At 43.1% G+C, this 25,448-nt stretch carries 15 protein-coding genes; 4 read left to right on the top strand and 11 right to left on the bottom strand.

The features are described from left to right. Positions 1-9: 9 nt before the first annotated feature. The 10 genes from rlmKL to EX191_RS02510 form a co-directional block, all read right to left on the bottom strand. Complete coding sequence (rlmKL, locus tag EX191_RS02555; RefSeq protein WP_193447073.1) at positions 10-2,130, bottom strand: bifunctional 23S rRNA (guanine(2069)-N(7))-methyltransferase RlmK/23S rRNA (guanine(2445)-N(2))-methyltransferase RlmL; 2,121 nt, start codon at positions 2,128-2,130, stop codon at positions 10-12. A 488-nt stretch (positions 2,131-2,618) separates the two neighbouring features. After that, the gene (locus EX191_RS02550; protein ID WP_005396505.1) at positions 2,619-3,161 is read right to left on the bottom strand and encodes a cell division protein ZapC; all 543 of its coding nucleotides are present in this window, start codon (positions 3,159-3,161) and stop codon (positions 2,619-2,621) included. Positions 3,162-3,329: 168 nt separating this feature from the next. Further along, a complete protein-coding gene (gene pyrD / locus EX191_RS02545; RefSeq protein ID WP_006743218.1) occupies positions 3,330-4,340 on the bottom strand; it encodes a quinone-dependent dihydroorotate dehydrogenase in 1,011 nt (336 codons plus the stop codon). 314 nt (positions 4,341-4,654) lie between these two features. After that, a complete protein-coding gene (locus EX191_RS02540; protein ID WP_193447072.1) occupies positions 4,655-9,496 on the bottom strand; it encodes an NAD-glutamate dehydrogenase in 4,842 nt (1,613 codons plus the stop codon). 201 nt (positions 9,497-9,697) lie between these two features. Beyond that, on the bottom strand, positions 9,698-9,916 hold the full coding sequence (locus EX191_RS02535) for a DUF2835 domain-containing protein (RefSeq protein WP_046876238.1): 219 nt from the start codon (positions 9,914-9,916) through the stop codon (positions 9,698-9,700). Between the two features lie 64 nt (positions 9,917-9,980). Further along, positions 9,981-12,587, bottom strand: a complete 2,607-nt coding sequence (pepN, locus tag EX191_RS02530; RefSeq protein WP_193447071.1) for an aminopeptidase N — start codon at positions 12,585-12,587, stop codon at positions 9,981-9,983. Between the two features lie 228 nt (positions 12,588-12,815). Beyond that, entirely contained in the window at positions 12,816-13,481 is a 666-nt protein-coding gene (locus EX191_RS02525) for a hypothetical protein (RefSeq protein ID WP_005396553.1), read from the bottom strand. 195 nt (positions 13,482-13,676) lie between these two features. Then, a complete protein-coding gene (gene prc, locus EX191_RS02520; protein ID WP_193447070.1) occupies positions 13,677-15,683 on the bottom strand; it encodes a carboxy terminal-processing peptidase in 2,007 nt (668 codons plus the stop codon). A 17-nt stretch (positions 15,684-15,700) separates the two neighbouring features. Beyond that, a complete protein-coding gene (gene proQ / locus EX191_RS02515; protein ID WP_046876216.1) occupies positions 15,701-16,327 on the bottom strand; it encodes an RNA chaperone ProQ in 627 nt (208 codons plus the stop codon). Between the two features lie 98 nt (positions 16,328-16,425). Beyond that, complete coding sequence (locus EX191_RS02510) at positions 16,426-16,899, bottom strand: GAF domain-containing protein (RefSeq protein ID WP_193447069.1); 474 nt, start codon at positions 16,897-16,899, stop codon at positions 16,426-16,428. A gap of 92 nt (positions 16,900-16,991) precedes the next feature. Between EX191_RS02510 and EX191_RS02505 the strand changes: the two genes are divergently transcribed. From EX191_RS02505 to rsmF, 4 genes are all read left to right on the top strand, one after another. Continuing rightward, complete coding sequence (locus EX191_RS02505; RefSeq protein ID WP_053807440.1) at positions 16,992-18,788, top strand: ABC transporter ATP-binding protein; 1,797 nt, start codon at positions 16,992-16,994, stop codon at positions 18,786-18,788. A 24-nt stretch (positions 18,789-18,812) separates the two neighbouring features. Beyond that, complete coding sequence (locus EX191_RS02500) at positions 18,813-20,063, top strand: paraquat-inducible protein A (protein ID WP_170891446.1); 1,251 nt, start codon at positions 18,813-18,815, stop codon at positions 20,061-20,063. Then, positions 20,056-22,704: a PqiB family protein gene (locus EX191_RS02495; protein ID WP_193447068.1), complete on the top strand. Its 2,649-nt coding sequence runs from the start codon at positions 20,056-20,058 to the stop codon at positions 22,702-22,704. The genes EX191_RS02500 and EX191_RS02495 overlap by 8 nt, the downstream gene beginning before the upstream one ends. A 150-nt stretch (positions 22,705-22,854) precedes the next feature. Beyond that, entirely contained in the window at positions 22,855-24,291 is a 1,437-nt protein-coding gene (gene rsmF / locus EX191_RS02490) for a 16S rRNA (cytosine(1407)-C(5))-methyltransferase RsmF (protein ID WP_193447067.1), read from the top strand. 283 nt (positions 24,292-24,574) lie between these two features. On the opposite strand, the gene EX191_RS02485 is transcribed toward rsmF, so the two are convergent. Further along, on the bottom strand, positions 24,575-25,408 hold the full coding sequence (locus EX191_RS02485; RefSeq protein WP_005396561.1) for a CvfB family protein: 834 nt from the start codon (positions 25,406-25,408) through the stop codon (positions 24,575-24,577). Positions 25,409-25,448: the final 40 nt, after the last annotated feature.

Raw genomic sequence — 25,448 nt, 5'->3', positions numbered from 1 at the left:
TTGTTTACACTACGCGTGCGTTACTAGCCAACAGTTATGAATCTGTTTATTACGCGCAAAATCTAATGGTAACGTTTGAGAAGAAATATTCTGAGCCTTCAAACCAAGTTCGGCCAGCGACTCTTCATCCATCTTGAAGTGGCGCTTGTTATTAGAGAATACGATAGTGCCTCCACTTCTTAGTAAACGTTTAAGATTCTTCATCAGTTTAATGTGGTCACGTTGTACATCGAATGATGTTTCCATACGCTTAGAGTTAGAGAACGTAGGTGGATCAATAAAGATCAAGTCGTACTCACCTTTCGCGTTTTCTAGCCATTGCAAACAGTCTGCTTGTTCATAGCGATGCTGACGTCCTACACAACCGTTAAGCTGCATATTGTCTTTCGCCCAGTTCAAGTAGGTATTTGACATATCAATAGTCGTTGTGGAACGAGCGCCACCAACCGCTGCGTGAACCGTCGCACTCCCAGTATATGCAAACAAGTTTAAGAAATCTTTACCTTGCGCCATTTCACCTAAGCGACGACGAGTGATCTTATGATCCAAGAACAAGCCAGTGTCTAGATAGTCATGAAGGTTTACGATCAGCTTCACGCCGTACTCGTTTACTTCAAGCGTCTCTGATACCTGACCTAATTTTTGGTATTGGCTGCGACCCTTCTGCTTTTCACGAACTTTAAGTACAACTTTGTTCGCCTCTACACCTGTCACCTGAATCGTTGCACGAATAATATCCGTTAGGCGACGTTTTGCTTTTTCTTCTGGAATGTTTTTTGGCGCAGCATACTCTTGAATTACGATTTGATCGCCGTATACATCTATCGCCACATTGTATTCAGGAAGGTCAGCGTCATAGATTCGGTAGCAATCAAGCTTCTCTTTACGAGCCCACTTGCCAATCTTGCCAATGTTTTTCTTTAAACGGTTTGAAAAGTCTGGTGCGATTTGAACATTAGTATCAGCACCCTTCACTTCATCAGCACTGCGCTCTGCAATACTGTAGTTCTTTTGGTGACAAGGTAACGCACCATTATTCAATTTAAATTGTTTATCAGCACGCATACGAAGACAGCTCAGAAGCTCGTCTGAACTCGAGAAGATAGAGGCTTTACATCCACCAAACTCAGATTTTAGCTGTCCACCAAATGCGGTGTAGAGAGCAATTAGCCCCGGCTCAGTTCCTAGACGTTCACCGTAAGGTGGGTTTGAAACGATAACACCGTGTTCGAATCCTGCAGGACGAGTAATGGTTGCAGCATCACCTTGTGCAAACTCAATCAATTCTTCAACGCCTGCTCTGCGCGCGTTTTCTTGAGCAACTTTTAATACTTTAGGGTCGTTATCGAAGCCAAAAAACTTAGCGTCAACTTTCTTGACACCCCGTCTAGCTTGAACATTAGCCTCTGATTTAATCTCTGCCCAAGTCTCTGGTTCAAAGTCTTCCAACACTTCGAAACCCCATTGCTTTCGCTTAACGCCAGGGGCCATGTTGGCAGCCATCATCGCAGCTTCAATAAGCAAAGTACCAGAACCGCACATTGGATCGAGTAATGGTTGATGCCCATCCCAGCCACAACGCATGATAATCGCAGAAGCAAGCGTTTCACGTAACGGGGCACGACCCGATTCTGGTCGGTAGCCACGTTGATGCAAACCACTGCCTACCATATCTATCCCAAGCAACGCTTTATCTTTATGCAAACGAACGTGAATACGAACATCTGGACGTTCTTTACTGATGTTGGGACGCGGCAAACCTTTATTTTCAAAGCAATCTACGATGCCATCTTTGACTTTCATCGCACCGTACTGGCTATTTCTGATCTCACGGTTTGTGCCGTTAAAGTCCACAACAAAACGTTTAGAGCTATGAAATTGGTTAACCCAGTTAATAGCAGATGTAGATAAATACAAGTCCATGTCGTTGTTACACGTGAACTCAGATAAAACACGTACAAATCGAGACGCTAAACGGCTCCACAAACAACAGCGATAAACCTGTTCGTTTGTCGCTTTAAATTTTACGCCTGCCTGTACTGGTTTCGCATTTTCAATGCCTAGTTTAGTCAGTTCTTCAACAAGCAAATTTTCCATGCCATTTGAAGTTACCGCGAGATATTGATTCATAGTGTTCTTTCGCTGATAAAAAATGGCTTCAATTATACCTGACTTTACGATCAATGCCTCGTTTTTAAAGGAATTTCCCCACCTGTTAGTTCAAATCATCACCAACAAAATGATCTGAAACTTTCAACATCTTTAATTTGAGTGTTTTTTATTCACGAACGAAATTTTGTTCCCTTGGCAAGAAGTGAATACTTATTTACATTAATTTTGGTGTATACCAGGGCATGGTTGTTAATGTAAGTTACTTACATTTTTGCCTTATAGGGGAATAAATGGGGTCATTTTAAACGCTAGGTTGCCTAGTTAAGGGAGTCATCAGATTGAAATAAGTAAAATAAAAGTGACCAGCTTCATGTTTGCATGCATAGAAAGCATACAATTTCATGGTTGATGGGGCTCTAGTATCAAAGGAAAGGACAAAAAAAATCGACCTAACGAGGTCGACTAATGCAAACAAAGGAACGAAATAAAGAAAAAATTAAACAGGTTTACCCCACCATTGCCATAGGGGTTATTGCAAAGAGGTGATTTGCACAAGCCATGCGGTCATGCATTACTTTAATCGGCTGCCCAAACTGAAGCGCCTTATTGCCATCAAGCACAAACGCTTCTTGGTTAACATAAGCACATAAGCTCGACGTCTCGCCTGGTTCTAACACGATGAACATGCCATCAGAATATTGGTTTGTTAGAAAGACCATGTCCCCTTCTTCAGGCTCGTAACCTGAGGACTGTGCGTCAAAGAACCAGCTTTTAGGCTGTACAGGTTTATGAAAGCGCTTTGCTGCAACACAATACAGTGTTAACTCAGCTTGGCGGTATTCGCTGATGTCGAGGCATCGAATACGTTCATTAAACGTTTGGAATGCACTGGCGTCATCAACGGTAAATTCATTGTTTGAGAAGGCACAGTTAACCAACAATTTTCGGGATAAATTGGTTTGGAAAATCATTTCCTCCCCCAGATCCAGCATTAAGCAAGCTTTTTGCTCGTCAAAATACCAATTCCATTTGTCGCTGGGTTTAAGCATTATTCCGTTCTCTCTTGACTAGTTAAATCAGTGGTAAAGAGGTAAGACGCTTAATTACCTACTCGTGATTTTTAAATTTTACAAACGAACGGATAAAAAAAAAGAGGAAACAAAGTCCTCTTTTTTATGTAATAGCTACTGATTTTTCAGTGGTTTTTGATGTGTATGTTAAAGATTCTTAACAATATCACGTACTAGGCCTGGGCCGTGGTAAATAAAACCGGTGTAGACTTGAACAAGTTTAGCGCCTGCCATCAGCTTTTCTTTGGCTGCAACATAGGAATCCACACCACCAACACCGATAATTGGAAGTTTGTCTCCTAGCTCTTCATGAAGCTTACGTACGACTTCCGTAGAGCGTGATTGCACAGGGCGACCACTTAAACCACCTGCCTCATTGGCGTGTTTCATTCCTTCTACGATCGTGCGATCCAGAGTTGTGTTAGTCGCGATCACACCATCTATATTGTTTTTCAATAAAGAATCGCAGATTTGGCAGATTTCTTCGTCACTCAAATCAGGCGCAATTTTTAATGCTAGCGGGACGTATTTGTTGTATTTCTCTGAAAGTTCCGCTTGTTTCGCTTTTAATTCAGAAAGTAGTTCATCAAGCGCTTCACCATATTGAAGTGAACGAAGACCCGGAGTGTTTGGTGATGAGATATTAACCGCAATGTAGCCTGCGTACTCATACACTTTCTCCATACAAATCAGGTAGTCCTCTGCCCCTTTCTCAATTGGTGTGTCTTTGTTTTTACCAATATTAATTCCGAGAACACAGTTGAATTTTGCTTGCTTTACATTCTCGACCAAATTATCAACGCCTAGGTTATTAAAGCCCATGCGATTGATGATCCCTTCAGCTTCGACTAAGCGAAATAAGCGTGGTTTATCATTCCCTGGTTGCGGACGAGGTGTTACTGTGCCAACTTCGACAAAGCCAAAACCCATGGCATCAAATGCTTCAATGCATTCACCGTTTTTATCTAAGCCAGCCGCAAGACCTACTGGGTTACGGAATGTTAGTCCCATACACTCAACTGGACGAGTTGGTAATTGTTGGCGGTAGAAGAGATCAAGTGGTGTGCCGTTAAAGCGTTGGAAGTTCTTGATTGCAAGATCGTGTGCCTTCTCGGCATCGAGTTGGAAAAAGCCAGTTCTGGCTAGACGGTAAAGCATTGTGCCTCCGAAAGAAAAAAGCCCCGTATAAACGGGACAATATTATTTACTGTTTTTCATCGTAATTCAATGAAAATGAATGTATTAAGTAAAAACCTATATCTTTCTAATATTTTCAAATATAAAACAAACAATTAGAGTAAGATTTCAACAATAAAATTTATAACTAACCAGCCTAAAGCAATCGATTTCAGCCTATTTTAACTTCCCAACGCCGTTACACTGTAACTTAACTGGCGCTATAGTAGAAACGATGAGCAACAAAAAAGCCTCGCTAAATAACGAGGCTTTTACTTACAATTTGACTAACTCATCTACTCTTTCGACGAACAGTTGAGATTCAAGAGTACTAATTCTCGAAGTGCTACAGAAAACTTAGCAAATTCGTGGACAGAGCCAACTTTGAACTCATTCAAGATGCTTTCCCAACGGTGCAGTGATTGCTCGTTAGTTTCCATCCAATCTTCTAACGCTTTCATCACGTCTAGCTCTTCCGTTGCACAGCCGCAATTTAATACCTGAGCCGTAAGTTGACGTTGTTGCCAGTCCAGATCTTCTCGGAATGCAGCTCTTGCTAGTGCCTGCCAGTTATTATCAACGGCTTGGCTGTTAATTTGCTTCAAGAACCAGTGTAACGATAAACGGTCACCTAAGTTAAAGTAGAGCTTCGATGCTTGCTCAACCGTTTTGCCTGTTTCACTCGCCACTGATGAGATATCCAGTGCAGATTGTAAGCTGGATAAACGAGCGACTTGATGTGCAAGTTTCTCTTCTACCCCTTTCTCAATCCACCCTTGAGCAAGTTCATTGTGTTCTTCTACTTCAGACTCAACCAGCATAGTGTCTAAGGTTTCAGTGATAACATTGACATCTTGCTTGTAGATAGCAATCAGCTCACCAACTGTGCATTTACCACTGCGGTTGCGAAGCAACCAACGTGCAATTCGACGTAGTGCTCGACGAACATAAAACATGATTTCGTACTGAGCTTGAGCTGTGGCGATATTATCGAGTTCACGAGTCTGCTTAAGAATTGCTTCTAGATCGAAAATTTCACGAGCCGCACTGTATGCGTTAGCAATATCGACAACACTTGCACCGGTTTCTTCTTGCAAACGAGTGACGAAATTACAGCCCATTTCATTAACCATCTGGTTAGCCAATGCTGTAGCGATAATTTCAGCTCGCAGTGGGTGATTAACCATTTGATCTTTATAGTTACGTCGTAACGCACTTGGGAAATATTCAACAAGCTGTTTCGCATGGAATTCATCATTCGCGATTTCATCCGTAACAAGTTGCTGTTTAAGTACCATTTTACCGTAGGCAACTAACACTGATAGCTCAGGGCGAGTCAGACCTAGTCCCTGTTTTTCACGCTCGATTAGCGTTTCATCATCAGGGATGTATTCGAGAGCACGATCCAAGTACCCTGCTTTTTCCATGGTATGGATGAATCGAATTTGTTCCTTAACAATGCCAACACCTTGCTGTTCAGTCACGGAGATCGACTCCGACTGACGGTAAGCATCATCTAAGACAATTTCACCCACTTCGTCTTCCATAGACTCTAGAATTTGGTTACGTTGCTTAACCGTAAGATCGCCATTTGAAACCAGTCCATTAAGGAAGATCTTGATGTTGACTTCATTATCCGAACAGTCAACGCCACCCACGTTATCAACGAAGTCTGTGTTCACTCGGCCGCCAGTCAGTGCGTATTCAATACGACCAAGCTGAGTCATACCCAAGTTACCGCCTTCGCCAACTACTTTTGCTCTTAAGTCACGGCCGTCAATGCGCAGCATGTCGTTAGCACGGTCACCAACATCCGTATGAGTTTCTGTCGAGGCTTTAACGTAAGTGCCGATACCACCATTCCAAAGCAGATCGACTTTCATTTTCAAGATCATCTTAATCAGATCATTAGGCGCTAAAGATGCTTTCTTAGTACCTAACATTTTCTGAATTTCTGGCGTTAACTGGATCGATTTTGATCGACGAGAGAAGATGCCACCACCTTGAGAGATCAAATCTTTATTGTAATCTTCCCAGCTTGATCTTGGCAGATTAAACAAGCGGTTACGTTCTTCCCAGCTGGTGGCTGAATCTGGATTTGGATCAATAAAGATGTGCATGTGGTTAAAGGCAGCTTGCAATCGAATATGCTTCGATAACAGCATACCGTTACCGAACACGTCACCTGCCATATCACCTACACCGATTGCGGTAAAGTCAGTGGTCTGGCAGTTGATGCCCATTTCACGGAAGTGACGCTTAACAGATTCCCAACCACCTTTTGCAGTGATACCCATCGCTTTGTGGTCGTAACCATTTGAACCACCTGAAGCAAATGCGTCACCTAACCAGAAGTCGTACTCTGCAGAAACAGAGTTCGCTAGATCTGAGAATGTTGCTGTGCCTTTATCTGCAGCCACTACTAGGTATGGGTCATCTTCGTCATGGCGCACAACGTTTTGTGGTGGCATGACTTCACCTTCAATGATGTTATCTGATACATCAAGTAGCGCACGAATAAATCGTTTGTAACAACGTTGGCCTTCAGCAAAGATCTCATCACGGGTTGTGAGAGATGGCTGGCGTTTACAAACAAAGCCGCCTTTTGCACCCACAGGTACGATAACGGTGTTCTTAACTTGCTGAGCTTTTACGAGACCAAGAATCTCTGTACGGAAATCTTCTTGACGGTCTGACCAACGTAAACCACCACGAGCCACTTTTCCGCCACGAAGGTGAACACCCTCAATATCTGGTGCGTACACAAAGATCTCGAACGCGGGTACAGGCTGCGGAATCTCTGGAATATCGCTCGGTTTCATTTTCAAAGATAACCAAGGCTTAGGTTGCTTGCTTTCGTCTAATTGATAGTAGTTAGTACGAAGTGTCGCCATGATCATGTCGATGTAACGACGAATAATACGATCATCATCCAAGCTCTCTACACGATCCAACTGCTCTGTTAGCTTTTTAATCAGATCGTTTTGGCCTTTTTCACTGCCTTTGTGTTTCGGATCGAATCGCTTGGTGAACAGCTTGACTAGACCTGTTGCTAAGTCTGGGTAGTGGCTTAGCGTGTCTTCGATGTATTGTTGACTGAATGGGAAACCGACTTGGCGCATGTATCGAGCATAAGCACGAAGAATGGAAATCTCACGCCCAGATAGCGACGCACCTAGTACCAATCGGTTAAAACCATCACTTTCAAGGTTGCCCGCCCAAATTGCGGCAAATGCTTGTTGGAAACGGTCACGAGCCTCACGAAGATCAACCGTTTTCTCGCTCTTATGCAGCATAGAGAAATCAAGGATCCAGAATGTCTGTCCGTTGTTTTTCTCGATCTCATACGGTGATTCACCTATCACTCGTAAGCCAAGGTTTTCAAGCATTGGCATTACGTCAGAAAGATGGATTGGCTCATCGCGATGGTATAACTTCAAGCGAACAGCTTTTGAATCCGCCCCCTCTTCTTGAGGTCGGTAGAACAACATGCCAAGTTTATTATCATCACTTAACGCTTCTAAGCGTTCAATATCTGCAACCGCAGAACCTGGCATCATGTCCTCTTTGTATGAGCGAGGGAACGCACTCATATATTCTTTTGAAAGAGGAAGGCCTTTGCTTTCACCAAAGTTAGCAATGATGGATTCTTTTAGTCTGTCATCCCAAGAGGTAGAAACTTCCATTAGGTTTTGCTCGATCTTTTTCACGTCTACGTCAATGTTGTTATTGTCTACACGAACAATGTAATGTGTTCTCGCTAGCGGGCTTTCTGAGAAGAACGTTGTAAATTCAACTTCTTGCTCGCAACCAAAGTACTGCTTAAGAATGCGTTGAGTTTGACGACGTAACTCTGTGTTGTAACGATCTTTAGTGACATAAACCATGCAGCTAAAGAAACGACCAAATGGGTCCTTACGAACAAATAAACGCAGTAAGTCACGATCTTGCATTTGTACAACACCCATACCCACCTCAAGCAACTCTTCTTCATTTGCTTGGAGTAGTTCATCGCGTGGGTAGTTTTCTAAAATATTGTGCAATGCTTTGTATGAATACGATCCGTGACGGTATCCGCTCGCTTCAAGGATACGGTCCACTTTTTCACGAATCAGAGGGATGCTTTGTACCGCTTGGTTATACACGGCAGAGGTATATAGACCAGTAAAGCGATGCTCACCTATTACTTTACCGTTTTCATCAAACTTCTTAATACCGATGTAATCAGTATAAGCTGGACGGTGAATACGAGATGCTTTGTTACCTTTTGTGATGATCAGAGCGTATGGCTTTTTCGCTTCTAACCGCGCTGAATCTGAAAGCTCAGATAGCTTGACGCTACGCACACGCTTGTCATCAGCAAATAGACCAAGTCCTTTTTCTTTAGCAGGAACAAGCTCGGTATCACCATTGACTTCTTCTAAGTCATAATCTTTGTAACCCATAAAGGTAAAATTATGATCTTCTAGCCAACGAAGAAATGCGATCGTTTCGTCCATACGATCCGTTTGGATAGAAACACGATCTTTATTTTTCTCAAGTTCATCAGTCACAAGCTTAAGCTTATCAACCATTTGCTTCCAGTCATCAACGACTAAACGAGTGTCAGATAGAATTTTTAACAGCTCTTCTTTAAGCGCTTGCATCTCTTCTTTACTAGTAAGGCGGTCTACCTCGATATGGAACAGTGATTGAAGAACACCACCCTCACCGTTTACGTCGGTAACTTGGCCTTTTTTATCACGCTGTATCTGTGTTGGGTTGTTTAACATTAGGTGGCAAACAAGGTCCAAACGCGCTAAAGCCATTTTGACTGAGTCCACTAAGAATGGACTATCTGGAACAACAATTTCTACGATTGTGTGTGTGGATTGCCAGCCTTGACGACTTACGGTCGGGTTAAATACTCGTACCGAAATCTCTTCTGGTTTTTTTTCATTGATATGGTGCCAAAGGCTGACGACAGCACCATAAAGATCGGATTCGTTTCGCTGAATCAGGTCATCATCAGCAATGTTACTGAATAAGTGTTGAGCAAGTTTAGTTACAAGCGTTTGGTGAGAAAGCTCGAGTTTGTCTTGAATCAGTTGGTAAACTTTTTCAAGCAGAACCGGCACTACATTTTCACGCGCGGTCATATTCACACTCCACATTAGAATTGTTGTTTTGTAGGGGGACTTAGTAGCTAGGTTGTTACCTTAGAAACTAAGCATAGGTAATGCATGTGCCCATTGTAAAAGCATAATTACAAATGTTTAACAACTAATCGTGGTGGTAAGAGGTGAAATGTCCGATTCTGTGACTAAGATTCCTATTTAACTCTCTGCAAATACAATACATCACAGAGTTTCTAACTTAAGAAACTTATTATTTTGGTCAGTTGTTAGTCTAAACTGGCCTTTAATGCCTAATTGACTAAGAAATGGTCTGAATCGTGCGGCGGGTAACTGCAAACGTAAACCGTTATGTGTGACGACTTGAACAACACTTGCCGCGCCAGAATAATGGGATAAAAACGTTTGATATGAAATGTTGAGGTTGAAGTAGTAATAGTTCATGAAGTAAAAACTAAGTGACATAAACAATAAGGTGGCCTTAATGACCACCCTATTGTGTTGTTTACTATTCGTCTAGTGCTTTAGTCACTTTTTCGAATAAGTCTTTAGCAAGATTATCCATTGCTTTGAGCTTTTCAAGTTCTGCTTTGATCAAAGCTTGGCGACCTTCATCGTATTTACGGAACTTAAGCAAAGGATCAATCATTCTAGATGCAACTTGTGGGTTCGAATCATTAAGTTGGCGAAGGATTTCTCCTGCAAATTGGTAACCTGCACCGGATTTATCATGAAAACGCACAGGGTTGGCACTTAAGAACGAACCAATCAAACTGCGCGTACGGTTCGGGTTCTTCAAACTAAATGCTTCGTGGTTCATGGTAGCTTTCACTTTTTCAAGTGCATCCTCTGCAGGATTGCTACCTTGAAGTGCAAACCACTTGTCCATAACCAAACCATCGTGCTTCCATTTATCGCTATAATCTGCCATTAGAACTTCACGACACTCAAGCTGTGCACTATTTGCCGCACTCATCGCTGCAATCGTATCTGTCATGTTATTTGCAGATGCGTATTGTGCTTTCACTAAATCATTACCTTTTTCCGTATGTGCTAGGTATTGCAGACAACGGTTACGTAATGCACGCTTGCCAATCGCAGCATGATCGATCGTGTACTCTGTTTGCTTCAGTGTATGATAAGTTGCACTTAGCTCATCTTCTAACTCTTGAGAAAGTGACACTGTAATGCTGTTTAGCACTTTGTCTACGACATCGATGTCAATTTGCTGGTACCAGCCAGTAATCTCATTAATTGAAGGCAAAGAGAAAACTTGAGCAATGAAAGCTGGCTCAAGCGTCTCATCCAATAGCACACCACGGAACGCATCTATCACGCCTTCAGAAAGCGATACTTCTTGTCCGGCTTGAACGTTTTTCACGTTCTGACGAATGTACTTAGCCAATAGTATTTGGCTTGCATCCCAACGAGCAAAGTCATTCGTCGCGTGTTTCATCAAGAAGACTAATTCATCATCACTGTAGTCGTATTCTAGTTTTACTGGTGCCGAAAATTCACGCAACAAAGATGGCACTGGTTGTTCTTCGACATTTTCGAATACGAACGTTTGCTTATCTTGTTTAATATCTAATACGTTATGAACAGATTCACCGTTAATCAGCAATGGGATAACTTGACCTTTCGAATCGTACAGCTCGATATCAAACGGAATGTGCAACGCTTGCTTTTCAGCCTGGTCTTGCGTTGGCTCCGTAAATTGCTCTACCGTTAGCGCGTAAGTTTTTGCATTGGCATTGTATTCGCTATTTACGCGCAGCGTCGGTGTACCAGATTGGCTGTACCATAGACGGAATTGTTTTAAATCGACACCGGTGGCATCTTCCATTGCAGAAACAAAGTCTTCGCATGTCGCAGCAGTACCATCGTGACGTTCAAAGTAAAGTTTCATCCCTTTTTGGAAGCCCTCTTCGCCAAGGAGTGTATGGTACATGCGAATAACTTCGCTGCCCTTTTCATACACTGTTAGCGTGTAGAAGTTGTTCATCTCAATGACTTTGTCAGGACGAATCGGGTGAGACATTGGGCTTGCATCTTCTGCAAACTGAGGGCCACGGATGATACGTACGTTATCGATGCGATTATCTGCGCGAGAGCCTAAATCAGAAGAAAATTCTTGGTCACGGAATACGGTTAAGCCTTCTTTTAGACTTAGTTGGAACCAGTCACGGCAAGTGACACGGTTGCCAGTCCAGTTGTGAAAATACTCATGACCGATCACAGCTTCGATACCTAAGTAGTCACGATCGGTCGCCGTTTGGTCATTCGCCAGAACATACTTTGAGTTAAAGATGTTTAGGCCTTTGTTTTCCATTGCGCCCATATTGAAGAAATCAACGGCAACGATCATGTAAATATCCAGATCGTATTCAAGGCCAAAGCGTTCTTCATCCCACTTCATCGAGTTGATCAGCGATGTCATCGCATGGCCTGCACGATCTAAGTTACCTTTATCAACAAAGATTTCTAAATCAACACTGCGACCTGACATCGTTGTGTATTTGTCACGCAGTACGTCAAAGTCCCCTGCGACAAGAGCAAACAAGTAAGCTGGCTTTGGATGCGGGTCCTGCCATTGAACCCAATGACGACCGTTCTCTGCATCGCCTTCTGCAATTCGGTTACCATTGCTCAGCAAATATGGATAAGCGGATTTATCTGCGATCACTTTTGTCGTGTATTTTGCCAGAACATCAGGACGATCTAAGTAATAAGTAATACGACGGAAGCCCTCGGCCTCACACTGAGTACAAAATGCGCCGCCTGATTTGTACAAACCTTCGAGTGCTGTATTCGCTTCAGGATCAATTTTGGTGACGATTTCAAGTTCAAACTCGGATGGAAGATCGGTCAGTACAAGCGATGATTCTTTCACTTCGTGATGAGCCCAATCCTCACCGTTTACTTTTACAGCGCGCAGCTCAAGCCCCTCGCCATCGAGTTCTAGCGTTGTTGTATCGCCTTTTTGAGCAACCTTTGATATCGCCGTAACGATGGTGTCATTGTCATAAAGATCAAACGTAAGATCGATATCGGTAATCGCGTGAGATGGCTCTTGATAATCTTTACGATATTTGGCCTGGGGAGCTTGGGACATGAGCATAAATCCTTGTATGTCGAACAACAAAAATACCAGACTGCATGATCAAAAATGCAGTTCTGGTATCACTATATAAGCTATTTGTAGGGGTTGTGGTATCAGAATACAAGTCTTTCCATCAAAAAACGGAGCTTTTAGTGCTCTAGCTCCGTTTTTTGATTAACATTTAAACAACATTGACAATTTACCGTATGCTCGCGTAATTTGTCGTAGCAAGATAAGCTATCAAGGCGTTACCCGATTAAGTACCGCGTACATATCGCCATTTGAATCTTCGATCGTTAATTCATTTTTGTTGAGCTTATAGGTGGTCCCGTGCTCGCCATTTTCATAGAGCAAGACTAAATATTCATCTTCTGTGTAGAAAACACCTTGCTTGATTGACTCATCCCCTTCTTCGTTGGATACCCGAAACATAAACACGAAGTCAGGTTGAAGTATCAGATCCATATGGTTGATGTTGTTTGCCACAAGGCCATCTCCGGATACATAAGAGCTAGACCATATGCCCGCTAGCGAGTTAGACAACCCTTTAGTAAAAGTCACACCATTAAGATCAAGCGTATTGTGATTATTGCGATAGGCATAAATTTGAGGCTCATCTGTGTTTAAGCCAAGAACGATGGTGTCTTCATTGGCGTTATACAATCCTTCCCAATGATCGACAGAATAATCTTTCTTTTGAATATCAATAGAAAAGCTGTAGTCGGAACCCAGTGACAGTTTTATCGCACGAAAATTTTCAGCCGACTCTTCGGGGTTTGGGTTCATTAAATACCAGTCTCCGATGAGAAACGGCGTGTCAAAGTGACTTAATTCATCTTCTCTGGTGTTTTCTCCGCTAAACACACTAAAGCAGCAAAAGCTAAGTAAAATAAAGAACCATTTCATATCGGCATCCTTATCGTTTTCTTTTAGCTTAGGCAGTAGTCCTCACTTTCGCGAAATTTTAGATGTAGATCACGTAAATTATTGGGAAAAAATAAGCGAATATCTTACTTGATACTCAATACAAACAAAGATGAAAAGACATAAAAAAAGAGTGAGCCTGAAAGACTCACTCTTTTTACTTTGAATTGCCAGTTATTATGACTGATTTTTCTGCTTGAGCAGATCAACCATAATCGCGACAGACTCATCTAAATAAACATCAGGCGCTTCATAATCTTTAGGTATATCATCCAATGTTTTGAATGCTTCCTTACCTAAAGCAGCTTGACGCTCATTGATGCGTTGCAAACGAAGTGCTTCCGCTTTATCCGATTCAGCCTTACGAACTTTCTCGTTCAAAGACAACATATTATCGTCTTTTTCTTTACGATACTTCTCTATGTCTTCATTGATGAAACGGAATTCCATCTCATCAGAAATACGCTTGTTATGAAGAGCGGTGAGTTTTTCAACTAGTGCTTCGTTGCTTGGGAAGGTTTGATATTTTGCTTTATCAATCTGATCCCAAGGTAGTGCATTGTCTTCTACACTTTCACCCGTTTCAGAAGCTTCAATTGGTGTTGGGTACGAAATATCAGGTGCAACACCACGATTTTGCGTACTTCCACCGTCAATACGGTAGAACTTCTGAATCGTGTACTGAACGTAGCCTAGCTCTTTATCGAAAAGATCGTAGATATGATTCAGTGAACGATGCTGTTGAACTGTACCTTTGCCGAAAGAATTTTCACCTAAAATAATGGCACGATTATAATCTTGCATTGCTGCGGCGAAAATTTCAGACGCTGAAGCACTGTAGCGGTTAATCAACACCGTCAGCGGACCATCGTAGCTCACTTTTCCGTCAGTATCAGAGTTCACCTTAATACGACCATAGCTGTCACGAACTTGAACAACAGGACCTTCTTTAATGAATAACCCTGTTAATGCTGTCGCTTCCGTTAATGCACCACCACCGTTGTTACGTAGATCAACGATTACGCCGTCAACGTTTTTGGTTTTTAACTCAGCAAGCAGTTTATCGGTATCTTTCGACAAACCGACGTAGAAACTTGGCACTTCTAAAATACCAATCTTCTTACCATCTTTTTCGATGATCTCCGACTTAACTGCGCGATCTTCTAGGCGAACTTTGTCACGAACAATTGTGACAATGTAACTCTTCGCATCGTTACCTTCTGGCAAGATCTGTAGATTAACCTTTGTGCCTTTTGGGCCTTTGATTAATTGAACTACATCATCCAGACGCCAACCGATCACGTCGACAATCTCTTCACCATCTTGTCCAACACCGATGATTCGATCCCCTTCGCCAAGTTGCTTGCTCTTCGACGCAGGGCCACCAACAACAAGTGAACGAATTACTGTGTAATCGTCAGTCATTTGCAGAACGGCACCAATGCCTTCCAGAGAAAGGTTCATTTCCGATTGGAATTGCTCAGCATTACGTGGAGAAAGGTGGCTAGTATGAGGGTCGACTTGTCGGGCGAAGGCATTCATATATAACTGGAATGCATCTTCGTTATTAGTCTGTGTGATCCGCTTCATCGCGTTGTTATAACGCTTCTCTAAAACCTCTTTAATCTCTGGCCATTCTTTGCCAGTCAGTTTCAGATTTAACGCGTCATATTTCACGCGCTTACGCCATAACTCGTTGAGCTCCGCTTCGTCTTTTGGCCATGCAGCTTCAGAACGGTCTAACTCTATCTCGTCGTCAGTATCAAACTTGATCTCTTCGTCGAGTAGCGTTAACGCATAAGCAAAGCGCTCGAAACGCTTTTGCATTGAGAGGTTATAAACATCAAAAGCAATTTGGTTGTTACCAGCTTTTAGCTGATCATCAAGCTCAATTGACCAGTCTTTAAAAGAGTCGATGTCCGCTTGAGTAAAAATATTTCTATTATAATCAAGCAATTCTACATAGCGTTCAAAGATCGCTTTGGAGAAATCATCATTGAGGCTGAAATGCTTATAATGAGAGCGGGTAAATCGAGAGGTGACTCGTTTGCTAGCTGTTTCGTGCTGAACTTCAGGAGCGAGAACCGGCAAGTCATCTTTATGTAGTTTGGCTTCGAGAGCCTGAGCTGATGCTGCTAGCCATAAGCTAGCAGCAATCAGTGTCACTTTTGAACGGCAATTCATGCGTAGGAGTATCTCCTTTATGCGCGCAAGTGCTCCGCTTTCACAACCATTTGTAGGCCGTTAGCAAGTTGAACACGTACATCATCCTTATTGATCTCAACAATGGTCGCTGCCATGTTTCCTTTGCCCATGTTCACGTTAACTGCGTTACCTACTGTGATTTCGTCAGCATTTAGAGCGCGCGTTTCTACAGGCTTAGTTGTTTTTTGTACTTTTGGTTTGTTAGTACGACGAGGCTGTTGAGGCTTTTTAGCCGCTGGTTTCGCTTTCGCCTTACCCTCTTCACGAGCTTTTTGTGCTTGTTCTTTACGACGAGCTTGAACTTTTGCCTTGCTTTCTGCAAGTGTCGCTTTCGCGTGTTCAACGTGCTCTTCTTCTAGCTCACCACAAGGGTTGCCGTCTAGGTCTACACGTACTGCACCTGGTTTTACACCATGTAGGTAACGCCATGATGAAGTGTATTGTCTTAACGCTGCACGAAGCTGTGTTTTGCTTACTTTTTCGTCTTCACTTAGACGTTCCGCAAGATCTTGAAAAATACCAATTTTCAGAGGTTTTGCTTCACCTTCTAAAGTAAAGCACTTAGGGAAACATTCAGCAATATATGCAATAACTTCTTTGCTGTTTTTTAACTTTTCAGTCATGAGGGTTCCTGATTTGAGCGGATTTCCGCGAAGCATTAAGAAAAAATATTCTCGTATTATAGTGACATGCCAAGGAAAAACCACACTCGAGGGCTAATTTATGCGTCGTTCGCGTGTGAATTAGGCAGCTTTTCTACTTCAGCCATGAAATGAGTGAGACCTTCTTCGTCTGTTTCATTGAATCGACCAATACTTGGGCTGTCAATATCAAGGACACCAACCACCTCTCCATTGATAGAAAACGGAATCACAATTTCCGAATTACTCGCTGCATCGCACGCTATATGTCCCTCAAATTCATGAACGTCGTATACTCTTTGTATGGTGTTAGTTTTTGCAGCAGTACCACAGACACCGCGCCCCATAGGAATGCGGACACAAGCTGGTTTTCCTTGGAACGGACCAAGAACGAGCTCTTCACCTTTTGCTAGGTAAAAGCCAGCCCAGTTAAGATCGTCCAATTCCATGAAAAGCAGTGAGCTCAAGTTTGCTAGGTTAGCAATAAAGTCAGGCTCAGACTCAATTAGAGCAACGGCTTGTTTGGTTAGTCTATGGTATTGTTCTATGTTCATATTAACTTCCTACTTACTATAAAAGCTTCCATTCTCACGGTATGGCGCTAAAATGCAGCCCTACTTTATAATAGGACTTATTCTCAATTACAATGCTTCTGAAAAATGACACTATTAGCCGTTCTTGGTTGATAACACAAGTAAAAAAGCACAAGTCCAAGCTGATCATAGCGAACTTGATAGCGGTGCTTGCAACCTTGATTAGTGTTCCAATCCCCCTTCTCATGCCGTTGATGGTAGATGAGGTTTTATTGGACCAACCAGCAAAAGGCTTAGCTGCTATGAATGCCATTCTCCCTGAAGCGTGGCACACTCCGACGGGTTATATATTTTTCACCCTTTTCTTGGTCGTCCTGATGCGAGCTGCAAGTCAGGGGTTAAATATCCTTCAAAGCCGACAATTTACACTTGTTTCTAAAACGATCACGTTTGAGATGCGCAGTAAAATGATCGACAAGCTTGGTCGTATCAGCATCCGCCAATACGAAACCAAAGGCAGCGGAGGCATCAACGCCCACCTTATCACTGACATTGAAACCATCGATAAATTTATTGGTTCTACGTTAGCAAAATTTGTTATCAGTTTTTTAACGGTCATTGGTACTGCCATCGTTCTGCTTTGGCTCGACTGGCGACTTGGTCTATTTATTTTGCTAGTTAACCCTATTGTCATTTACTTCTCACGTAAACTAGGAAGTATGGTTAAACATCTGAAACGGAAGGAAAATCATTCTTTTGAAATTTTCCAAAATCGTTTAGTTGAAACATTAGATGGCATTTACCAGCTGCGCGCAGCCAATAAAGAGCGAGAATTTCTCCAACAACTCAAAGACAGTGCGAACCAAGTTCGTGTGGATGCAGACAAGTATGCGTGGCAATCAGAAGCGGCAGGTCGCGTCTCTTTCCTACTCTTCTTAATCGGTTTTGAGTTATTCAGAGCCGTCGCCATGCTGATGGTCATGTTTAGTGACCTCACTATTGGTCAAATCTTTGCTGTTTTTGGTTACCTATGGTTTATGTTGTCTCCTGTTCAAGAGCTGCTCGGCATTCAGTTTTCTTGGTACAGCGCGAAAGCTGCGTTAAAACGCATCAACGACTTATTAGTATTAGAAGAAGAACAAAGACCGGTACCTAAGGTAAATCCTTTCAAAGAAGACAGAGAAGTCGATGTTAAAGTAGAAAACGTAGACTTCTCTTATAATAATGAAAACAAAGTCCTAGATAACCTTTCTTTACATATACCGGCAGGAAAGAAAGTGGCGTTAGTTGGTGCGAGCGGAGGCGGTAAGTCGACCTTAATACAACTACTTATTGGGGTTTATCGTCAAAACTCCGGTAGCATTCGCTTTAATGATGAATTAACAGAAGATATTGGTTTTGAAGTAATTCGCGACAAAATTGCCGTGGTATTACAGCAACCTATACTATTTAACGACACCTTGAGGCATAATCTAACACTCGGTGGGAATTTTGACGAAATGTCACTTTGGCGAGCTCTTGAAGTAGCTCAGCTGCAAGATGTTATTTCTCAACTGAACCACGGTTTGGATACTCAAGTCGGCCGTAACGGCATTCGTTTGTCAGGTGGTCAACGACAACGCCTTGCCATCGCAAGAATGGTGCTGAGTGATCCTCAATTTGTTATTTTAGATGAAGCCACGTCTGCGCTTGATACCGCTACTGAAGCGGCATTGCACAAAGCATTGACTGAATTCTTACGTGGTAGAACAACATTAATCGTTGCGCACCGTCTATCAGCCGTAAAACAAGCCGATTTGATCTACGTGCTTGAAGATGGAAAAGTGACGCAAACAGGTACTCATGGTGAGTTAGTTGAGCAAGAAGGCTTATATCAAACCTTATATGGGGGCATACAGTCCCACGCTTAAATCGTTCAAGTTAGAGAGGTCGTTATGACCTCTCTGTCTAAGCACGCCATGCAGCCAAATAATGTGCGCTTGTGCCAAGGTTGCGAATTGCCTGTCGATATCGTCGACTTACCCAATGGAAAAAATGCACACTGTCCTCGTTGTGGCACACAGTTGTATCGAGGCGGTAGCCCTAGCCTCTCAGGTAATCTAGCCGTCGCGATAACCTGTATCCTGCTATTTATTCCATCACACTTTTTTAACTTTATTAGTATCCGACTCTTTGGTGTGATGATTCCGGCAACCCTACCTTCAGGGATGATCACATTGATGGAAGAAGGCTTTGTTCTTCTTTCACTGCTTATTCTATTTTGTAGCTCTCTAGCGCCTCTGACGGTTTGTGTTTCAGTGGTTACGGCACATATCTCGCTGCATCAACGGTGGTTTCGAGGGCTTCGTATTTCACTGTGGCTAATTCAACATTTGAAACATTGGGTAATGCTGGATGTGTTCTTAGTTAGCATCGCCATTTCCTGCTTCAAACTCCAAGATTATTCCGACATTTTTGTAGGCCCAGGGTTAATTGGTCTGGTTCTTTTGCAGATATTTACCGTTTTGTTAGTTTCTCGAATCAGTGTGCGTCGTTACTGGGAAGCCTGGAAACCAGAAAGCCTTTATTCCTTTGAACACAAAGACGTGCATTGCCATGAGTGCCACCTGTCTCAACCTGAAGGTGACCATTGTCGGCGTTGTCACCACGAGTTATATCATCGCAAGCCCAACTCCATTCAGAAGACGTGGGCTTACCTCATTGCGGCAACGATAGCGATTTTCCCAGCCAACTTGATTCCTATTTCCATCTTGCTGACCAATGGCAAACGTTTGGAAGATACTATTTTCTCAGGCGTAGCTGGGTTGGTAAAAAGCGGTATGTATGGCATCGCAGTGATCATTTTTGTGGCCAGTATTGTTGTGCCAGTTGTAAAAATACTTGGCCTTGCCTACATCATGCTTTGCATTCAATTCAAACGTTCGGTGTTTAAGAGACAACGAATGATGGTTTACTTTGTTGTTAAATGGATCGGTAAATGGTCTGTGATGGACTTGTTTGTTATTTCTATCATGATGACCTTAGTCGATCGTGGTCAGATACTTGATTTCACACCAGGTTATGGCGCCGTGGCCTTTGGTGTTGTCGTGGTGTTGACCATGCTTGCAGCGGAAAGTATTGATCCAAGGCTAATCTGGGACCAAACAGGCCCAACACAATCAGAAAAAGAGTCAATGAATGAGTGATCAGAACAGTTCTCAAACGTCATACGTACCAGATGTAAAGCGGAGCAAAGGCATATCTCCTCTTTGGCTTTTGCCAATTTTGACCATGGTCTTAGCTGGCTGGCTTGTGGTGAAGTCGATACACGATGCAGGACAACGGGTGCAAATCTATTTTTCTGACGCTGCTGGCTTGGTCGCCGGGCGAACCACTATCCGTTACCAAGGGCTAGAAGTCGGTATGGTGAGAGACATTAACCTCACTGAAGATCTCGGCAGTATTTATGTTGATGCCGATATCTACCCTGAAGCGGCAAAATTGCTGAACGATAAAACTCGCTTTTGGCTGGTAAAACCAACAGCAAGCCTAACGGGAGTTTCGGGGCTCGATGCGCTCGTGTCGGGTAATTACATATCGATTCAACCTGGAGATGGTCAAGAGTTTGAAACAACGTTCCATGCGTTAGACTCTGCACCAACAGATTTGCGCGTTTCACAAGGTTTGAACATTAAACTCAAAAGCCGCGATTTAGGTGGTGTGTCGATTGGTTCTCAAATTGTTTATAAGAAAATTCCAATCGGTGAAGTCTACAGCTACCAGCTGGATGAAGACGCAAAATCTATCACGATTCAAGCCAACATTCAGGATCAATACCGACATATCATTAACAACCGCAGTCGGTTCTGGAACGTAAGTGGAATCGGTGCCAGCATCGGTTTTGAAGGCGTCGATGTAAGGCTAGAAAGCATGAGTGCTCTACTCGGAGGCGCGATCGCCGTCGACTCTCCGGATGACGGTGAGCCTGTAGAAGAGAATACTGAATTCCGTCTGTATAAAGATTTGAAAACTGCAGGTCGAGGTATCGCTGTTAAAATCGTCCTCCCTGATGACAGTAAAATCAGTGGCGAAGGCGCACCCATTATGTATCGCGGAATCGAGATTGGCCAAGTTACAGACTTAAACCTATCCGAAGGGCGAGAAGTGATATTAGCGTCAGCTGCAATTCAACCTGCTTTCAGTGACATGCTGACGACAGGTACCCGATTCGTCTTAGAAGAAGCAAAAGTGTCCCTCTCTGGTGTTGAAAACATTGCCAATCTCGTGAGAGGAAACTTCTTAACCATCGTGCCAGGTGCCGGTGATCGCTCTCGCCGCTTTACTGCCATTCGTAAAAACGTTTTTAACCAACAGCAAGAAAAGTCCATCGCTATTCGTTTAGTGTCTGACAACTCGTTTGGCCTAGATAGCGGTGCCAACGTGCTTTACAAAGGCATCGTTGTCGGTTCAATTATCAACGTAGGCTTAGTTGAAGAAGGTAAAAAATCACAACATGAAGTATTTATGGACGTATTGATTGATCATGAATACAAACATCTGATCAAATCAAACAACCGTTTTTATGTAACCGGAAGTGCCTCTGCAGAGTTAACGGAATCGGGCCTCAGCGTTACCGTTCCTCCGGCAAAGCAGTTGTTAACTGGGTCCATTAGCTTTGTAAGCGAAGGTAAGCAAGATATTCAAAAAGAGTATCAACTGTTCCAAAACGAATCATTGGCAGAATTAGCACAGTACAACCAAAGTGGCTCTAGAGCACTCACACTGTTTGCTTCTGAATTGCCGCCGATTTCCAAAGGCAGCCCTCTGCTCTATCGTAATCTTCCTGTTGGTAACGTCTCCGATTTCCAATTGGTTGATGGCGGTGTGTTAATTAAAGCAACCATCGAAAACCGCTTTGCTTACCTCGTAACACCGCAAACCGTCTTTTGGAACCGTTCAGGGATCGAGATAGATGCATCGCTAGCCGGTGTGAGTGTGAAAGCTCACCCTTTAAAATCATTAATCGAAGGTGGCATCGCTTTTGACTCTGTTCCTGGCGTTGAAAACAAAATTGGAGACAACTGGAAGTTATATACAGATCAAAAAACCGCTCGCAAGTTTGGACGCGTTATTGCGTTAGAAACAGACGGCTCACAAGAAATTGCCAAAGGAATGCCGATAGAGTATCAAGGCGTCAAAGTTGGTGAAGTCACACTGGTTGTACCGAATTTTCGTCGCAATATGGTTGAAATTACCGCAAGAGTTCTACCTGAATACGTAGAAAATATTGCGGTGGAAGGCTCACATTTTTGGCTAACTGAGCCAGAGATTGGCTTAGGGGGCGTGAAAAACCTTGGCGCATTGGTGTCGAAATCCATCAGTGTTGAGCCAGGTAAAGGTAAAGCTAAATTTGATTTTCAGTTGGAAAACGGTTCAGAACGTGTTCAGGGCATGATGTTTACTTTACAAAGTGAACAACGAGGCTCAGTACAAGTCGGAACGCCTATTCTGTACCGCCAGATGGAAGTCGGCCAAGTAACCGACGTGAGCCTAGGAGAATTTGCCGATCGCGTCGTCACGACCATCAAGATACAGCCTGAATATGCTTACCTCGTTCGTCAAAACAGTGTGTTTTGGAATGTTTCAGGAGTAGATGTCTCCATCGGAATTACTGGTGCGAACATCAAAGCGGGCACATTTGATAGTTTAGTTCGCGGAGGAATTGCGTTTTCAACGCCAGAGCAATCGACTATTCCACCAGCGGCAAAAAGTGGGCAATCTTTCTTTTTGTATCCACAAGCTGAAGAAGGTTGGACTCAATGGCGTACTGCGATTCCTAAGCCGTAGAATAAAGCTCAATTCACATACAATTGAAGTTTGAGTACCTTAAAAGAGCAGCAATCGCTGCTCTTTTTTATTGCTCGGCCCTTGTCACTATTCGTTTCTGCTTCGCTTTCGTATATTATTTGCCACAAATTCTGCAAACGAGATCCCACATTGCATCCTCATGTTTACATCCCAGACGCGTTTCTGGAAAAAATCCAAACTATCCTTCCTGCTCACCTCAACATGGAAGACTTTATCGCATCGTGCCAAAAGCCACTGCGCAAAAGTATTCGTGTTAATACGTTGAAGATCAGTGTTGAAGCGTTTCTAGAACGTGCCGACGCAAAAGGCTGGAAGCTTTCTCCTGTGCCTTGGTGTGACACAGGGTTTTGGATTGAAGCGGACGAGTCAGTTGTACCATTAGGCAACACTGCAGAGCACATGTCAGGCTTATTCTACATTCAAGAAGCCAGTTCAATGATGCCAGTATCTGCGCTGTTTATGAATGACGAATCTTACGATGCCGTGTTAGATACAGCAGCTGCACCAGGATCAAAGACCACTCAAATCGCGGCTTTAATGAACAATGAAGGCGTTCTCGTGGCCAATGAATACGCCGCAAGTCGTGTAAAAGTGCTGCATGCCAACGTGGAACGTTGTGGTGTACGTAACGCCGCACTAAGTAACTTCGACGGGCGCGTTTTTGGTGGTTGGCTACCAGAACAATTTGATGCGGTTCTGCTCGACGCGCCCTGCTCCGGCGAAGGCACCGTTCGCAAAGACGAAGATGCAATGAAAAACTGGACGCAAGCTTCCGTGCTCGACATCGCTGACACACAGAAAGATCTTATTGAAAGCGCCTTCCATGCACTAAAGCCCGGTGGTGTGATGGTTTACTCAACGTGCACACTCAGTACCGAAGAAAACCAACAAGTTTGTCATCACTTGAAAGAAACCTTTGGTGATGCCGTTGAGTTTGAAAGCCTTGAGACCTTGTTTGAAAACGCAAATGCTGCTCTAACTGAAGAAGGTTTTTTGCATATCTTTCCACAGGTCTACGACTGCGAAGGATTCTTTGTAGCAAGAATTCGTAAACTGGCAGCTGTTGAACCACCAAAGGTCAAAAAGCGCATGGGCAAGTTCCCGTTTACCAAAGCATCGAAAAAAGAATCGGTTGAAATTGCCCAACAGCTGCAAAGTGCGTTAGGTATTGAACTTCCGAATGACAGTTCTGTATGGCTTCGCGATAAAGATGTCTGGTTGTTCCCTAATGCTTTAGAGCCAATGATCGGCGAATTACGCTTCTCCCGGATGGGTATAAAGATCGCGGAAGCCCATAAAAATGGCTACCGTTGGCAGCATCAAGTAGCAACGGCATTAGCGACGGGCTCTGAGGCAAACGCCATCGAGCTAACCATTGAAGAAGCGCGCGAATGGTACATGGGGCGTGATGTTCGCCCACAAACGATTCCTGAGGGAATGAAAACAGGTAAAGGCGAAGTACTTGTCACCTATCAAGGCGCAGTCATTGGCCTTGGAAAGTGGGTAAGCAACAGAATAAAGAATGGTCTTCCTCGCGAATTAGTACGAGATAAGAACTTATTTTAAAGAAGTAACGAATCATAAATAAATGAAAAGCCATCGTATTTGCGATGGCTTTTTAATTCGTAAGTATGAAAGCAACTGGGCTCGCTAGCGATCCGGATACGCTGTACTAAACTAGTTGTATCAAAGTAATGCTTTGATATGGCATTTCTCTCTATGTTCACCAACAAAATTATTGTTGGAAAAAGTTTAGCGCAGGCTCTGCGGAGCCGTTTCCCCTAGGCCCAAAAAAAGGAAAAGTTTGGGCCGTTTTTTTGGCTGCCGATCCGCTATACGTGAGTTTGGGCTACGCCAGACGAATGCCGTCTTTCTCGATAACAATCTTGCCCTGCTTGTACAATCCACCAATGGTCTTTTTGTAAGTACCTTTACTTGTACGGAAAGCGTCAAAAATCGCTTCAGGAGAAGACTTATCGTTCAAAGGTAAAAAGCCGCCTTTCTTCTCTAACAGATCAAGAATCTTGCTAGAAAGATCGTCCATTTTTGCCACGCCGACTTTTTGTAGCGCGAGATCGATTTTGCCATCTTCACGAATTTGCTTAATAAAGCCTTTCAGTTTCTTACCGATGTAAAGCTTACCAAACACATCTGATGGGAAAATCATGCCCCAATGCTTTCCGTTAACAATCGCTTTGTAGCCAAGTTGACTGCGCTCTGCGATGATCAAATCAACTTGTTCGTTAACTTCATAATTCGCCGGAGTTTTGTCTAACCATTTGTTGAACTTAGTCGTACCAACAATGCGGCCTGACGCTTTGTCAGTATAAACATAGACAAGAATAGTTTGTCCCGCAGAGAAGCGAGTGCGTTGCTCACTAAAAGGAATAAGTAAATCCTTCTCTTTGATGCCCCAATTTACAAAAGCACCTGTCGCGTTGACGCCCTCAATCTTCATTAAGCCCCATTCACCCACTTGGGCAATAGGTCTTTCAATGGTCGCAGCAAGCTGGCTTTCTGAATCGAAGTACAAAAATACGTCTACATGATCACCAATTTCAGTACCCTCTGGTACATACTTATTAGGCAGTAGAACAGAACCGTAATCATCACCATCCAGAAATACGCCAAAATCAGCCTTTTTAATGACTTCTAAGCTGTTAATTTGACCAATTTTAATCATTGATTTTGTCTCTTTTTAAATTTACGTGGAATTATACCTA

Source organism: Vibrio chemaguriensis (assembly GCF_012275705.1).
GTDB lineage: Bacteria > Pseudomonadota > Gammaproteobacteria > Enterobacterales > Vibrionaceae > Vibrio > Vibrio diabolicus.
The sequence above is the reverse complement of the archived record's forward strand: the minus strand, read 5'-3'. Positions and strand labels throughout refer to the sequence as shown.

What these genes read in the sequence shown, in the direction of transcription:
- rlmKL (WP_193447073.1), bottom strand. Translation starts at nt 2,130, where the DNA reads ATGAATCAATATCTCGCGGTAACTTCAAATGGCATGGAAAATTTGCTT.
- EX191_RS02550 (WP_005396505.1), bottom strand. Translation starts at nt 3,161, where the DNA reads ATGCTTAAACCCAGCGACAAATGGAATTGGTATTTTGACGAGCAAAAA.
- pyrD (WP_006743218.1), bottom strand. Translation starts at nt 4,340, where the DNA reads ATGCTTTACCGTCTAGCCAGAACTGGCTTTTTCCAACTCGATGCCGAG.
- EX191_RS02540 (WP_193447072.1), bottom strand. Translation starts at nt 9,496, where the DNA reads ATGACCGCGCGTGAAAATGTAGTGCCGGTTCTGCTTGAAAAAGTTTAC.
- EX191_RS02535 (WP_046876238.1), bottom strand. Translation starts at nt 9,916, where the DNA reads ATGAACTATTACTACTTCAACCTCAACATTTCATATCAAACGTTTTTA.
- pepN (WP_193447071.1), bottom strand. Translation starts at nt 12,587, where the DNA reads ATGTCCCAAGCTCCCCAGGCCAAATATCGTAAAGATTATCAAGAGCCA.
- EX191_RS02525 (WP_005396553.1), bottom strand. Translation starts at nt 13,481, where the DNA reads ATGAAATGGTTCTTTATTTTACTTAGCTTTTGCTGCTTTAGTGTGTTT.
- prc (WP_193447070.1), bottom strand. Translation starts at nt 15,683, where the DNA reads ATGAATTGCCGTTCAAAAGTGACACTGATTGCTGCTAGCTTATGGCTA.
- proQ (WP_046876216.1), bottom strand. Translation starts at nt 16,327, where the DNA reads ATGACTGAAAAGTTAAAAAACAGCAAAGAAGTTATTGCATATATTGCT.
- EX191_RS02510 (WP_193447069.1), bottom strand. Translation starts at nt 16,899, where the DNA reads ATGAACATAGAACAATACCATAGACTAACCAAACAAGCCGTTGCTCTA.
- EX191_RS02505 (WP_053807440.1), top strand. Translation starts at nt 16,992, where the DNA reads ATGCTTCTGAAAAATGACACTATTAGCCGTTCTTGGTTGATAACACAA.
- EX191_RS02500 (WP_170891446.1), top strand. Translation starts at nt 18,813, where the DNA reads ATGACCTCTCTGTCTAAGCACGCCATGCAGCCAAATAATGTGCGCTTG.
- EX191_RS02495 (WP_193447068.1), top strand. Translation starts at nt 20,056, where the DNA reads ATGAGTGATCAGAACAGTTCTCAAACGTCATACGTACCAGATGTAAAG.
- EX191_RS02485 (WP_005396561.1), bottom strand. Translation starts at nt 25,408, where the DNA reads ATGATTAAAATTGGTCAAATTAACAGCTTAGAAGTCATTAAAAAGGCT.